Genomic DNA, 13,105 nt, shown 5'->3' on the forward strand with positions numbered 1-13,105 from the left:
TGCAATTTGATTGTTGTTCGATTATCCTTCAATCAGGATGATTACTCGGATATCTCCTGAACGCATGGTGGATGCCCCTGGCTTAGCTGGGGTTTATGAGGGTGCTCGGGTTTAACCCTGTAAGCAGGGGTAAGCCTGTCAGGGGCAAAACAGAAGGAGAATAACTACATCTTTAGTTGGCGTCATTTAACAGAATGGACTGCAGTTGCCGATCTGTCGGCAGATTTTGTTCCGAACTTTGTTCCTGTAAGGATGACCACTGCTATAGCAGCGACCATAATTTTTTTTATTTCGGGTTTCATAATATTCGGTTTTGAATGAAAGATTTAATCATAAGACGCCGCAATTGAAAAAACGTTTCAACCCGCATAAACTAATTAGACCATCAGGCCCTCAGCTTCGACGAACAGGCAGTATAATCCTATCAACCGGCTCGGTGGAAGAGCGGGACTTATTGAAGAAAAAAGAAGGATAGAATGATAACCTATTGTTGCTGGCTTTTCAATTTAGCCAGATAGTAGTCCTCTTTCTCGGTCATGAGTTTTTTTGCTGATTTGCCTTTGTCTTTATAGCCCAGCAAATGCAGTGTGCCATGAGCCATTACACGGCATAGTTCGTCGGCCACAGTGTGCTTAAATTCTTTGGCATTTTCCTGAATCCGTTCCAGACTGATGAAAATATCACCAACAACCATTTTAAGCTCTTCTGAGTTATCAAAAGTAATGACATCGGTATAGGTGTCATGATTGAGGTATTGTTGGTTTATACGCAGTAAATATTCGTCTGAGCATAAAATAAAGTTCAACTCCTGTAGGGCATATCCTTCTTCTTCGATAACCGACTTAATCCAGGCTTTAAGAATGGTCTTCTTTTTAAGCGTATAACTAAGGTCTTCGTTGAAAAAATGAATTGCAGCTTTACTCATGTTTATTGAATTATTGGGCCGAATTTAGCAATTTAAAATATTCTGCAATTTTATTTTTGTAATAGTAGTTCAGGCTCGGTGGTAACTTCTGAATCCATTCTGTTTCATTTTGCTGCAGTTTTTTAAACTTTTCGAGCATTTGCTGATAGGAGGGCGCGAGGTCTTTTCCAGCTTTGCTTTCTCTTTTTGAATCCTGTTCCTGCTCTCTTTGGGCATGGTCTGCGTCCAGTAATTTCGTTAACAAATCTTTCTGCCTGTTCATCGTTTCCTGTTCCAGACGCTTATTTACCAATTCCGTTTCTGTGGATTGCATGTCCTTTATCATCTGATTGAGATTTCCCAGACCACCTTTTCCATCTTTATTCTCTTCCCTGTTGATCTTTTGCAAAGCTTCCCGGATCATTTGCTGCTGCTGTGCCATTTTTGCAAACTCTTCACTCATCTGACCTTTCGGAACGCTGCCCTTATTCCCATTTTTTTGCATTTGATCCCTGGCTTTTTGCATGTTGTTATTGAGCTGTTGCTGCATTTGTTGCAATTGTTTCATGCTCTGTTTTTTTCCTTTCCCCCCACCGCTGGAGTTTTTCTGCATTTTTTGTAATTGTTCCAATGCCTCGTTCAGCATCAGCGAGAGGTTATTGATCGAAGTCATGGTATATTGCTGGTTCCTGTTTGCGGCCGAAGTATTCCTTTCCCCGAGATTCTCCAGACTTTTATCCATATTAAAATTAATTTTCTGGATTTCGTCACTTACAGTACTTTCAATCTGTGGTACCCTCTTACTGAGTGAAAGCAAGCTATCAGCAATAGTCTTCATGTTGTCCTTTATACTTCTTTGCTTCTGAACATTGGAGGTATAAAGCGGATCATTACTATTGATTTTCTTAAGGTCAAGCATCACTTTTTCCTGATCAAAGGAGGTTTTTAAAAGGTTTTCCAGCAACTGACGCAATTCCTGAGTATTGAGGTTATTTTCCATCCCCTCCGACTGCTGTTGCATATCACTCATTTTTTTTGCCATCTCTTCCATTTGCTCCGCTGCTTTCTGTTGCTTTTCAGCTGCTTTCTGGCGATTGTTTTTATCCAGGCTCTCCTTGCTGTCCTTTTGTTGCTGTTGGATTTCTTTTGTTTCTTTTTCCGGGTTTTGGAAAGGGTTCGGCCGTTCCAACTGCTCATTTTTGTCTTTTATTTTATCCAGTTCCTTTCTGATTTCTTCAAATGAGGCACTCTGCTCGTCCTGCTGTTTCTTCAGGTCATTTAACGAATTGTTTTTGTCCTTACTTTGTTTGGAAAGGTCCTTTTGAGTTTTAGAAAGATCTTTTAAGCGGTCAATATTGTTTTGAAGATTTTGCTCAAACTCCAGTTGTTTGTAAAGTTCCAGGATGCGATCAAGCTCGTTTTTTAGCGATTTATTATCCATTTGCATTTTGGAGAGCTCATTCTGTGTCTGATCTTTATTATTCTGGTCCATTAAATTTTGGAGCTTTTCCAGTAATGCTTTGGTTTTTTCATCAAGGACATTGTTAAAGAGGTCGTCTATTTTTTTCTGCTTTTCCAGCAGCTCATCCTTCAAGGCATTGTTTTCTTCCTTTTCAAAGCTGTTCTTCTCGTTTAATTGCTTGATTTCTTTAACTGCATCCTCCAGTTGCTTTTGTTTGTCAAGAAGCTGTTGGATCTGTTTCTTATCATCGAAATTAAGTTGCTTTTTATCGAGAAGTGTCTCCCCAAGTTTCTTGCTTTCTTTTTCTACATTCCCGGCTAGTTTTATGGCCTTTTCCATTTTCTGTTTAAGTGCCTGACTACTTTGGTTAATCTGCTCGGTTACCTGCTGAGGAGAAGGGAGTTCATAGGTTTTAATCGCAGATTTGGTTGTTTTCGGACCGTTGACCCCATCGTTGTCAGAAACCTCAAAGTAATATTCCAGTTGCTGTCCAGGTTTAATTCCGGCTTGATTCAGGTCCCAGAAGAAGAAAAAGGCATTCTCCGGTTGCGATTTTTTTACCGGGATGGATTTGCTGACTTTACTTTTGATTTTTCCGTTTTCAGATACCGTGTAAATAAACTTTAGAGCGGAAAAGCCATGATCATCGGAGATGTTTCCAGAAAAGTACAATGCTTTCGTACTTAGAGAGTCGGCTGATTCAGTCAGGGATAGATTTGGGTATTCATCTTTAATTACGGCAATCTGATGAACCAAAGAGTCCCTGCTATTGATGAACCTATTCCTTGGATTTATCCGGTATTCCGTATTTTTACGAATACTGCTGCTGAATTGAAAAGAGTTATTTTGAGCAGATAACAGATGGGATTGCTTTCCCAGGATAAAGATCAGCTGATCGCTGTTTTCTGTCCTTAATGACCAGGTGACCACAGTTCCTTCCGGTAGAAGAAGATCTCCCACATTTGCAATTACGTCCTGTTTTTTACCAAGGTAAGCAGGGTATCGTAAGCTTGCAGTTATCCCCACAACAGATGGGCGCGGCTTCACTTCAATCAGGTATGGAACGGAATTAAACCCTCCTGCTGAAAAACGGATTTCTTTGTTTTTCTGTAGATTTTTAAAGGTATACTGAAACCTGCTATTATTTTCTTTCTCCAGCTTGTAAGTATTCAATCCATCAAAAACATAAACTTCCTGAGGAATTTCATTTCCTGTAATTTTTAACTTTAAAGTCAGGTCATCACCTTGAGATAAGAGTAGCTTGTTATTCAGTAACTCAAAGCTGAAAGGTGCTTTAGGTAAAATTTCTTTGTTGTACTGGACAAAGCTGCTGGTACCTTCTTTTAAAATAGAAGGGGCAATAACGGCAATGAGAATAATGACAGACAGGGGGGCGAGAAAATATTTAACATATTTTTTATTTTCATTCAGCCGGATGGCACTGGTAAAGGGTATTGGTTTTAGTTCCTGAATTTTCTGATCTATTCCAGCCAGGATGAGCAGGTTGCTTTCCGGGTTTTTGTCGGCAAGTGCTTTCAGCTGAAGGGTATTCAGTAATTTGTCTTTGACATTGAAAAAATGATCGCCAATAAGTGTGGCAGCCTGCTCAATACTCAGGTTTTTATTGAGTTTGAAATACGAAAGGGCGGGAACAATAACCCAGTGGGCAATAACATAAAGTGAGCCGGCAAGAGAAGAGAAAAAGAGGATTGTTTTAACCGTTGTGCCTGGATGGGTGTAATAAACAAACAAAAAAAGGAAGAGATACAATGCCAGTAATGCAGCCGCGGCATAAATACTTCCTCGCAACAGTTTATTGAGGTAAAACTTTTGCGTAAATTCATTCACTTTTGAAATTAAAAGCTCGTAATTGTTATTCATGAATCAGCCAACTGAATCTTAAAGGTAAAGAATGAATGTGATTTTTGATAAAAATAACGATATAATAGCATTAAATTAACGCAGGTATCGCGTTTTTTGTATGAATTCTAAAAAATTACAGCTATGACACATTCTATTTTGGCGATTACAATGATGGCCATATTTTCTACCACCGGATTAAAAGATCAAACTATGGAAAGTACTTCTTCCTGGAATAAAAATAAGGTAATCGCACATCGCGGAGCCTGGAAAAAGAAAGGCCTGCCGGAAAATTCTATCGCCTCACTTAATGAGGCTGTCAGACTGGGCTGCTATGGGTCGGAGTTTGATGTACACATGACTTCAGATAGCATTCTTGTCGTCAATCATGATCCGGAATTTCTGGGAATGTCTATCGCAGGCGCTACTTATAGTCAGCTATTGGAGAAAAAAATGTCCAACGGAGAACAGATTCCTACCCTGGAGGCTTATTTAAAAGAAGGGATGAAACAAAAGAAGACCAAGTTGATCCTCGAGTTGAAGCCTTCTAAAATCAGTACTGAACGAGATTTACAAATGACAAAACGAAGTGTAGATCTGGTTAAAAAGCTGAATGCTGTTAATTGGGTGGATTATATCAGCTTTAGCTATGACATCCTGAAAGAAATTCTGGTTTTACAGCCTAAAGCCAATGTCGCTTATCTAAATGGCGATGCTTCCCTTGAAAAAATGAAACAGGATGGGTTTTATGGAGCGGACTATCACTTTTCGGTATATAAAAAGGGCGATTGGTTTGCGAAGTCAAAAGAAATTGGATTAACACTCAATGCCTGGACAGTGAACACAGTAGAGGAGATGAATTGGCTCCTGGACAATGACGTGGAATTTATTACTACCAATGAACCGGAGTTGTTATTTGAGACGATTAAGGCCAGAAAATAACCTGCTATTAAACAAAAAAGCATCGCGGTTGTCCGCGATGCTGTACAATTATGTTTTTAATAATCTAGATTACTTTAACATTAATCGCATTCAACCCTTTTTTACCGCTTTCAACATCGTATTCAACTTTGTCGTTTTCACGAATTTCATCGATAAGGCCTGTTGAATGTACAAAAATTTCGCTATCTCCGTTAGCTGGAATGATGAATCCGAAACCTTTAGTTACATTAAAAAATTTTACTGTTCCTTCTTGCATTGTATTATTTATTAATAAATTAAGTGGGCAAGATACGGAATATTTTTAATAATATACAAATGCTTCATTTTTTGGTAAATATAAATTTGTAAGCGGTCATTTTTCGGCCTTTCTGCCTGAAACAGAGAGGTTAATTTCACTGGAATGTGGTATCCCCAAGGTTTTTCCCGGAGTAATTTTTAAAAGATTCTGCAGGTAAACATTGATGATGGCTTCAAGCGTCTTTTTGCGGGGTTCATAGTTTTCCGGGAGCGGGGAACGGAAGGTTCCGAGGTACATTTTCCCGCTGGCATCAACGATTACCGAAAAATCATATCCAAAATCCTGATAAGCCCTCGTGATGTTGATTCTGTACCTTGGAAAGAGGTAATCATAAGCCTCAGTTTTACCATTCAGCTTGTCTACGGTATTTACTTTTTCTACGCTTATCATATTGCTTTTCGGAAGAAGAGAGACCGGCTGCCGGCCTGCAAAAGCACTATCCCGGTTCGCTGGATTTCGATTAGAGCGATCTGAAAGCCCTCGGATATAGAGGGTATCCGCAAGACTTGGTCTTTGTAGCTGATCCGGTGTGGTTTTAAGTGTTTTCTTAATATAGTCTTCAGCGTAATAGGTGATGTTGACATCAGAGCGAATGTCTTTGGCAATTTCCCTTTTCGTGAGTTGAAGGCGCTGCATCAACAAGCTATCTTTGCTTATCTTTTTTATCCGGAACCATTCTTTTGCGAAATTATAAACATCTCCGTGGTCATAATGCAGGTGGAACCCCTGCATTTTTAGTTTCTGAGGGCTATATGCCAAAATCGAATCGCTGGAATGAAACTGGATAATCCAGGTAGGTTCCTGCTGAAAGCCCATTTCATTAAAAGACAAGCCAGTACTGAAACGGCGCTTTACTTCGTAGTATTTTATGCCTTTAATCGATTCAAAAGACAATGTCCGGGTACTTTTCCGCTGCTCTTCTCTGGATACGGAATTACAGCTAAGGCAAAAGCAGAAAGCTATTGCCAGGATAAAAATGAACTTTTTAGGCATGCAAAAGAAATAATGGTATCGGATTAATTACTGGAAGACAAAGGTATAAGAATCAGGAGATTTATATTCTTTGTTTAAGTTTTAACAGTTTAATATGGAGCTGGCCCTGTCTCAATACGGTGATAATCACACTTTTTCCATCTCCGGCCCTTAGGATTCTGTTTACTTCGGTCAGGGTAAAGCCGGTTGCAGGGACAAAATTAATATAAACAATTTCATCTTCCGGCTCCAGGCCGCTAAGCTCCGCCGGGGAATTCGGCTCAATCCGGCTAATGAAATAATGATCAATATCGGGTCCGTCTGCATAAACCTCCATTCCGGCCATGTCATGTTCAAAAGGGCGTTTAAAATTGCTGTTTCGCCTTAAATACATGCTGTTGTCGCCGTAGTCAAAAACAATGTCGAACCGGCTGAGTACATCCGCTCCCAGATTTCCGTTCCGGTCTTTAAGGAGGATTTTTCCGGCTACTTCATCATACTTCGGAAAGGAAGTCAGCACTTTTTTTAAGCTGAATTCTCCGATTTTCAGTGTAGAGGTACGTCCTATATTTCCACTGATCGGCCCCCCAAGCCCCATTCCCAGGTTTGCCGGAATCGAAGCGGAAGGCACTGGAAATGGCTTTTCATTGAGGATTTCCAGAGAAATGGCATGACTGGCACCATTGTCGATCAGTACTTTAATGGGGATATTTCCAAGCTCCGAAGATTCAATATTGACAATGGCATAAGGTTTATCGTTGATCATCTCCAGGGGTATACGTTCGCCTTTGATCTTTCTGTTTAGATCAGGCAGAAAGAAAACCAATCTTTTAGAGGAGTACTTAACGTCTACAATAAAACTTTTAAAAAAATGATAGCCCAATAAACCATGAATGGGCATGCCTACATAACCCGATAACCTGAACAGGTCTTCTTTCAGAATTGCTGTAGGAATCTGATCAATAGAAGACTTACCAACTCTTGCAGAAATACTTCTGGAAACAAAAGCTTCAATTTCATTGCCTTTGCCTAATCCGGCTATTTTTATGACGCGCAAATCTTTTAGCTTCAGGCTGTCTGTCAGGGCTGGATCGGATATGATCATTGGGCCTACGCCAGTATCTAGTATAAAGTTAAAAGGCCCTCTTTCATTAATATAAACGGGAATAATGATCAGATTTTTGATCAGCAAAAAGTTAATTGCATCTTTCTGACGGGTACCACTGAACTGGAAAGTCTGGGTATAACCAGCCTCCAGCGTAAGCAGAAAAGCCATTATGGCGACCAGGAACTTTAGGCAGGTCAATTTTATAGCGCTCGTCAGAGGTTTCATTGAACTAATTTAATAAATTAGTGCTCAGTATGGATATGGTTAAGGATAAAAACAAAATTTATATTTTTAATAAAGGAGGGATTTTTCTTTTTTTGCTGAGCTGCAGTCTTTTATTCGGGGCTTGTTCCCTGGAAAGACGTTTGTCCTCCAACCTCGACCAGAATTTTAAACGATCAAAAATTCTGAATGGACACCATGTTGGCTTTGTTTTATTTGATCCGGTTGAGAGAAAAACGGTCTTTGAGAAAGATGCTAACAAATACTTCGTTCCTGCTTCAAATGTAAAGCTGCTTACCTTTCTCACGACTCTGAAAATGTTGGGAGACTCTGTTCCTTCTCTTCGTTATATCGAAAGAAATGATTCTTTGATCTTCTGGGGAACCGGCGATCCATCTTTTTTACAAAGCCGGATGAAAGAGGGGCATGCATTTGATTTTTTAAAGGCTACAAATCGTAAACTTTTCTTTGCGCCAGGGAGATATATAGGTCCTCCGTATGGACAAGGATGGTCCTGGGATGATTATAACGACTATTATCAGGCCGAAATCAATGAATTACCCGTTATGGACAACCTGATCCATGTTAAAGCCGAAAATGGAAAGTTGCAAATCCGGCCGGGCGCATTTCTGGACTGTTTTGTCATAGATAGTGTTGCGAGGGTAAAGCCGTTTAATGTGAGGCGCAATGTCACAGAAAATGTATTTAGCTATCCCTTAATGAGTATTCCGGATGGCTTTTCACAGGAAATCCCATATAAACTGAGTGTAGCAACCACCTTAACACTGCTTTCTGATACCTTACATAAGCCTGTTGGCCTGGTTCGAATGAACATGCCGGAAGATGCTAAAACATGCTATAATGTCAGAACGGATAGCCTGTTGAAAGAGATGTTACAGCCTAGTGATAACTTTATTGCCGAACAACTTTTATTGGTCTGCTCCAATCAGCTGGGAAGCGATCTTAGTACGGAAAAGACCATTAAGCAAATGCTGAGGACTCATTTGTCGGGCTTGCCCGATTCCGTGGCATGGGTGGATGGTTCTGGGCTATCCAGAATGAACCTGCTTACACCCAGAGACATTACTACAGTCTTAGATTTGATTTATAAAGAAATCAATGATGAGCGGCGGCTTTTTAGTCTGTTACCAGCCGGAGGAAAATCGGGAACTTTAAAGAATGCTTATCCAAAAACCGAAAATCCATATGTCTTTGGGAAAACAGGAACATTGTCCAATATTCACAATCAAAGTGGGTATGTGTTGACTAAAAAAGGAAAGCTATACATTTACTCCTTTATGAATAACAATTTTGTGCACCAGACAACTACCATCAGAAATGAGATAGGAAGGATTATAAGGGAGGTACATGAAAAATTTTAACTTGAAAATGCCTTTTTCTGCTCATATTTCGGAGGGAGGACAGCAATATTTGTATTTCGGAGGAACGGCTTACCTTGGGATTCCACAACATCCTGAGTTCTTAAATTTTTACCTGGAAGGGATACATAAATTCGGATTGAATAATGGAACCAGCAGGACTAATAACATTCAGCTGGGGATATACAATGAAGCGGAAAGCTATGCCGCGAAGCAATTTGGTGCTGATGCGGCGCTGATTACTTCAAGTGGTTATCTTGCTGCTCAGTTGCTGGTCAGGTATTTTTCTTCCTCGGGAGAGGTTCTGTATGCACCTCAGACACATCCTTCTCTTTGGTCTGGACAGAAACCGGTTGAAACAGGGAATTTTGCCGACTGGGCAAGGGAGAGCCTGACAAAAATCAATAACAGTGATCAGGAGGACTGGGTATTGATCAGTAATGCTTTAAATAATCTTTTTCCGGAAGGGTATGACTTTTCATTCATCAAAGAAATTCATCCCGGAAAGAAAGTTATTTTAATCGTTGATGATTCCCATGGAATTGGCGTTTTGGATGGAGGACGGGGTATCTTTAACCAGATTCCAAAGATGGATCAGACAGAGGTCGTGGTTGTCGCCTCTATGGCTAAGGCTCTTGGTATAGATGCCGGGATTATTCTGGGGACCGAAAAAACAATTAAGAAGTTAAAAACCAGCAATGAGTTCTTGGGTGCATCACCTCCGGCGGCGGCAGGTTTATTTGCATTTATGCAGGCAGGAGAAATCTATAAAAGAGAACAGGAGAAACTGATTGCGCTAACTGCTTATCTGGCTTCACAGATTCCTTCAGAATGGAAACATATAGCCGGATTTCCTGTTTTTTATCATCCTGATGGAAAAACATTTGAACGGCTAATGAAGAAGAATATACTGATTTCGTCCTTTCCTTATCCCGATCCAAATAGCTGGCCGGTTAACAGAGTCGTATTGAGCAGCTGGCATACTAAAAAAAATATTAATCAGTTAATCTTATCAATATGAAGCGTGTTTTATTTGTTTTTTTGATCTTTTGTGCCATACAAAGCTTACAGGCACAGCAAACTACCAGAATCTGGATTGTAAGGCACGGAGAAAAGAACCTGGAGGATCCAAAAGAGAAAGATCCTGAGCTAACTCTCAAAGGTAAGGAACGTGCATTGGCACTGGTAAAATACCTTAGAGGAAAGAAGGTGAGTGCGTTATTTAGCACGGATTACAAAAGGACCAGAGAGACACTGACCCCACTGGCAACGCGAATGAAATTGCCCATACAGTTATACAATTCAAAAGATAACAAGGCGTTGGCAGATACGATCTTAAACAATTACAAGGGCAAGAACGTGGTAATTTGCGGGCATTCAAATAGAATTCTGGATATTATTGCTTCGTTTGGTGGTTCAACGTCTGTAAAAGAGATTTCTGAAGAAGAATATAGTTACATTTTTTTTCTGGAAATTAAGGGAGAGCAGGTCATTGTAAAAGACCGGCATTATGGTAAGTTATAGTTTTTCGAAAGGAATGTCCATGAGGGCATAGTTTTTCCAACCCTTAAAATCGAAGTGCCACCATTCGTTATGAAGTACTTTAAATCCATGACTTTCCATTACGTTGATCAGCAGGTCTCTGTTTTTTTTAATGTTGGCAGGAAGATCAGGGTAAGTGGCTGAGGCTTTAGGAGAAAAGCTGTCGTAAGGAGTTGGCATGGGAACATCTTTTCCTGTTTTCAGATAAATGAGGCTAAGGTCTACTGCACAGCCTCTGTTGTGTCTGGACCCTTCTCTTGGATTGGCAACGAAATTTTTATCCGAAGCTTTAATATATAAGGTCTTGGTTGCTGCATAAGGACGATAACTATCGTAAATCTTTAGCCCATAGCCCTTTTTCCGGAGCTCCTTTTGTATGTGCTGTAACTGCTCAGCAACTGGTTTTCTGGCAAAAGCCCTTGCCTGCTTATAAACGGCCAGCTTCATGAAATTATTCGTGGTCGCATACCTGATGTCTAAAATAAGATCCGGTATTTCCTTGTTAAGCTCGATCAGTTTATTTCGGGGATTTTCTTTACAGGAGTTGAGGTAGTGTTGGTAGTCACTGATTACTTTTATCGTCGGCTGCGGTTTTTTTTTATGTTGTGCGCAAAGAGGGGAAAAGCTGAAACTCAGAAAAACGAGAAAAAAGAATTTTATCATGCGCAGTTATTGATTAGAAACAACCAGAAGTTCAATATCCTTATAGGGAAGGTTAAACATGTTGGCCAGATCCTTATTGGTCAGATGCCCCTGATAGATGTACAATGCTTCTCTGATCCCGGGTTTGCTCCAGACCACACCCATTAGTCCACCCATATCTCCAATGTCCAGTAAGATAGGAGCAAAAATATTAGTCAAGGCATATGATGCAGTTCGGGGAACCCTCGACGCAATGTTCGGAACACAATAATGGATGACCTCATGTTTTCTGAAAACAGGATTACTGTGATTGGTTACTTCTGAGGTTTCGAAGCATCCACCCTGATCAATGCTGACGTCGATCACGACGGAGTTGGGTTTCATCCTGGAAACAGTTTCTTCCATAACAATGCATGGACTTCGGCCATGAGTTGCTCGAATTGCACCAATCACTACATCGCAAGTCGTAATTGCCTTACCTAAAACGATAGGTTGCATTACGGAAGTGAAGACCCTGCTTCCTAAGTTGTTTTGGAGCCTTCTAAGGCGATAGATAGAGCTATCGAACACTTTTACTTCCGCACCCAGAGATAATGCCGTACGCGCGGCGTATTCTCCGACCGTTCCGGCGCCTAAAATGACAATTTCGGTTGGAGGTACTCCGGTGAAGCCACCAAGCATCAGGCCCTTTCCTCCGGTGGCGGTGCTTAAGTATTCTGCTGCAATAAAAATTGACGTTGCACCGACAATTTCACTCATTGCCCGGACAACACTCAAAATTCCCCCCTCATCGCGAAGGTTTTCGAAACACAGGGCATTGATTTTTTTATTCAGCAGCGCTTTGAGGTAATTTTCTTTCAGACCCCCCATTTGAAGCGCGGAGATCAGTGTTTGCCCTTTGTGCATCATCGCAATTTCCTCCAAAGTAGGGGGGGCAATTTTTACCAGGATATCAGCTTCGAAAATTTCCTTTTTATGAAAGGAAATCCTGGCACCCTGTTCACTGTAGTCATTATCGGAAAAATTAGCACCGACGCCGGCACCGCTTTCAATAATCACCCGATGACCATTGTTGATCAGTAAGGCAACAGACAAAGGGGTTAATGCAATTCTGTTCTCCTGAAAGGAAATCTCTTTCGGAATGCCAATATACAGACTGTTGTTTTTTTTATTTGTTTCTGACAATGTCTCTTTAGGCTGTATTAGCCCTTTTTGAGCAATAGAGGCCATTCCTTCACGTAATCCTGTAGCCATTTTATTTAATGATATTTGGATTGAAATTAAGCAAAATACCTGAAAATAAGCGTATTTGGAATTTATATTTTAGAAATTGACAGTAGTCTTTCATTTTCACCTGAAACTGTAATTTCTATTTTCAGATAATGATCAGGCAGAAGTTCCTGGACTCTTTCCGGCCATTCTATCAGGCAGATATGGTCTGAATAGAAATACTCTTCATAGCCGATATCATAGGCTTCCTGAAGGTTCTTGATTCTGTAAAAGTCAAAATGATAAATGTTTCTTTCTTTTCCTTCATATTCATTAACAATAGAAAAAGTAGGACTGGATACGACTTCTGTTACCCCCAACGCTCTGGCCAGAACCTTGATAAAGGTGGTTTTTCCGGCACCCATCTCTCCTTCAAAGATAAAGATGCGCTCGTCTGCGGCAAATGCCAGCACATCTATAGCGGCCTGATCCAGGTCTGCTAAATGATTAACCTCAATTTTCATTGGAATATATTGTTTCTTTAAAAAGATGAACCCATGTCCCG

12 protein-coding genes are annotated in these 13,105 nt (G+C 40.4%); 4 read left to right on the forward strand and 8 right to left on the reverse strand.

The window, feature by feature from the left end; genetic code table 11:
• Positions 1-484 precede the first annotated feature (484 nt).
• Both ybeY and BFS30_RS05270 read right to left on the reverse strand, forming a co-directional pair.
• On the reverse strand, positions 485-925 hold the full coding sequence (ybeY, locus tag BFS30_RS05265; RefSeq protein WP_069378312.1) for an rRNA maturation RNase YbeY: 441 nt from the start codon (positions 923-925) through the stop codon (positions 485-487).
• Between the two features lie 10 nt (positions 926-935).
• Positions 936-4,247, reverse strand: coding sequence for a DUF4175 family protein (locus BFS30_RS05270; RefSeq protein ID WP_069378313.1), 3,312 nt, complete (start codon positions 4,245-4,247; stop codon positions 936-938).
• A 123-nt stretch (positions 4,248-4,370) separates the two neighbouring features.
• Here BFS30_RS05270 and BFS30_RS05275 point away from each other — a divergent pair, with 123 nt between their 5' ends.
• A complete protein-coding gene (locus BFS30_RS05275) occupies positions 4,371-5,168 on the forward strand; it encodes a glycerophosphodiester phosphodiesterase (protein WP_069378314.1) in 798 nt (265 codons plus the stop codon).
• Positions 5,169-5,232: 64 nt separating this feature from the next.
• Here the strand turns inward: BFS30_RS05275 and BFS30_RS05280 are convergent, their stop codons facing one another.
• The 3 genes from BFS30_RS05280 to BFS30_RS05290 all read right to left on the reverse strand — a co-directional run bounded on the left by BFS30_RS05280 (position 5,233) and on the right by BFS30_RS05290 (position 7,771).
• The gene (locus tag BFS30_RS05280; RefSeq protein ID WP_008241764.1) at positions 5,233-5,424 is read right to left on the reverse strand and encodes a cold-shock protein; all 192 of its coding nucleotides are present in this window, start codon (positions 5,422-5,424) and stop codon (positions 5,233-5,235) included.
• 96 nt (positions 5,425-5,520) lie between these two features.
• Positions 5,521-6,459, reverse strand: coding sequence for a hypothetical protein (locus BFS30_RS05285; RefSeq protein WP_069378315.1), 939 nt, complete (start codon positions 6,457-6,459; stop codon positions 5,521-5,523).
• Between the two features lie 61 nt (positions 6,460-6,520).
• Positions 6,521-7,771: an aspartyl protease family protein gene (locus tag BFS30_RS05290; protein ID WP_069378316.1), complete on the reverse strand. Its 1,251-nt coding sequence runs from the start codon at positions 7,769-7,771 to the stop codon at positions 6,521-6,523.
• 29 nt (positions 7,772-7,800) lie between these two features.
• On the opposite strand from BFS30_RS05290, the gene BFS30_RS05295 reads away from it, so the two are divergent.
• Genes BFS30_RS05295 through BFS30_RS05305 form a run of 3 tightly spaced genes read left to right on the forward strand, consistent with a single transcriptional unit; the run spans position 7,801 to position 10,671 of the window.
• Entirely contained in the window at positions 7,801-9,150 is a 1,350-nt protein-coding gene (locus BFS30_RS05295; protein WP_083251969.1) for a D-alanyl-D-alanine carboxypeptidase, read from the forward strand.
• Positions 9,137-10,168: an aminotransferase class I/II-fold pyridoxal phosphate-dependent enzyme gene (locus BFS30_RS05300; protein WP_069378317.1), complete on the forward strand. Its 1,032-nt coding sequence runs from the start codon at positions 9,137-9,139 to the stop codon at positions 10,166-10,168. Before BFS30_RS05295 ends, BFS30_RS05300 begins: the two co-directional genes overlap by 14 nt.
• Positions 10,165-10,671, forward strand: a complete 507-nt coding sequence (locus tag BFS30_RS05305) for a SixA phosphatase family protein (RefSeq protein WP_069378318.1) — start codon at positions 10,165-10,167, stop codon at positions 10,669-10,671. Before BFS30_RS05300 ends, BFS30_RS05305 begins: the two co-directional genes overlap by 4 nt.
• On the opposite strand, the gene BFS30_RS05310 is transcribed toward BFS30_RS05305, so the two are convergent.
• The 3 genes from BFS30_RS05310 to tsaE all read right to left on the reverse strand — a co-directional run bounded on the left by BFS30_RS05310 (position 10,666) and on the right by tsaE (position 13,064).
• The gene (locus BFS30_RS05310; RefSeq protein ID WP_069378319.1) at positions 10,666-11,352 is read right to left on the reverse strand and encodes a M15 family metallopeptidase; all 687 of its coding nucleotides are present in this window, start codon (positions 11,350-11,352) and stop codon (positions 10,666-10,668) included. The genes BFS30_RS05305 and BFS30_RS05310 overlap by 6 nt on opposite strands.
• A 6-nt stretch (positions 11,353-11,358) precedes the next feature.
• Complete coding sequence (locus BFS30_RS05315; RefSeq protein WP_069378320.1) at positions 11,359-12,585, reverse strand: alanine dehydrogenase; 1,227 nt, start codon at positions 12,583-12,585, stop codon at positions 11,359-11,361.
• 62 nt (positions 12,586-12,647) lie between these two features.
• Positions 12,648-13,064 (reverse strand): tRNA (adenosine(37)-N6)-threonylcarbamoyltransferase complex ATPase subunit type 1 TsaE, encoded by a 417-nt coding sequence (gene tsaE / locus BFS30_RS05320; protein ID WP_069378321.1) that lies wholly within the window; start codon positions 13,062-13,064, stop codon positions 12,648-12,650.
• Positions 13,065-13,105: the final 41 nt, after the last annotated feature.

It is taken from the genome of Pedobacter steynii (assembly GCF_001721645.1).
In the GTDB taxonomy this organism is placed as follows: Bacteria; Bacteroidota; Bacteroidia; order Sphingobacteriales; family Sphingobacteriaceae; genus Pedobacter; species Pedobacter steynii_A.

Excerpts from the sequence above, each read along its gene's own strand:
- ybeY (WP_069378312.1), bottom strand. The coding sequence starts at position 925 with ATGAGTAAAGCTGCAATTCATTTTTTCAACGAAGACCTTAGTTATACG.
- BFS30_RS05270 (WP_069378313.1), bottom strand. The coding sequence starts at position 4,247 with ATGAATAACAATTACGAGCTTTTAATTTCAAAAGTGAATGAATTTACG.
- BFS30_RS05275 (WP_069378314.1), top strand. The coding sequence starts at position 4,371 with ATGACACATTCTATTTTGGCGATTACAATGATGGCCATATTTTCTACC.
- BFS30_RS05280 (WP_008241764.1), bottom strand. The coding sequence starts at position 5,424 with ATGCAAGAAGGAACAGTAAAATTTTTTAATGTAACTAAAGGTTTCGGA.
- BFS30_RS05285 (WP_069378315.1), bottom strand. The coding sequence starts at position 6,459 with ATGCCTAAAAAGTTCATTTTTATCCTGGCAATAGCTTTCTGCTTTTGC.
- BFS30_RS05290 (WP_069378316.1), bottom strand. The coding sequence starts at position 7,771 with ATGAAACCTCTGACGAGCGCTATAAAATTGACCTGCCTAAAGTTCCTG.
- BFS30_RS05295 (WP_083251969.1), top strand. The coding sequence starts at position 7,801 with ATGGATATGGTTAAGGATAAAAACAAAATTTATATTTTTAATAAAGGA.
- BFS30_RS05300 (WP_069378317.1), top strand. The coding sequence starts at position 9,137 with ATGAAAAATTTTAACTTGAAAATGCCTTTTTCTGCTCATATTTCGGAG.
- BFS30_RS05305 (WP_069378318.1), top strand. The coding sequence starts at position 10,165 with ATGAAGCGTGTTTTATTTGTTTTTTTGATCTTTTGTGCCATACAAAGC.
- BFS30_RS05310 (WP_069378319.1), bottom strand. The coding sequence starts at position 11,352 with ATGATAAAATTCTTTTTTCTCGTTTTTCTGAGTTTCAGCTTTTCCCCT.
- BFS30_RS05315 (WP_069378320.1), bottom strand. The coding sequence starts at position 12,585 with ATGGCTACAGGATTACGTGAAGGAATGGCCTCTATTGCTCAAAAAGGG.
- tsaE (WP_069378321.1), bottom strand. The coding sequence starts at position 13,064 with ATGAAAATTGAGGTTAATCATTTAGCAGACCTGGATCAGGCCGCTATA.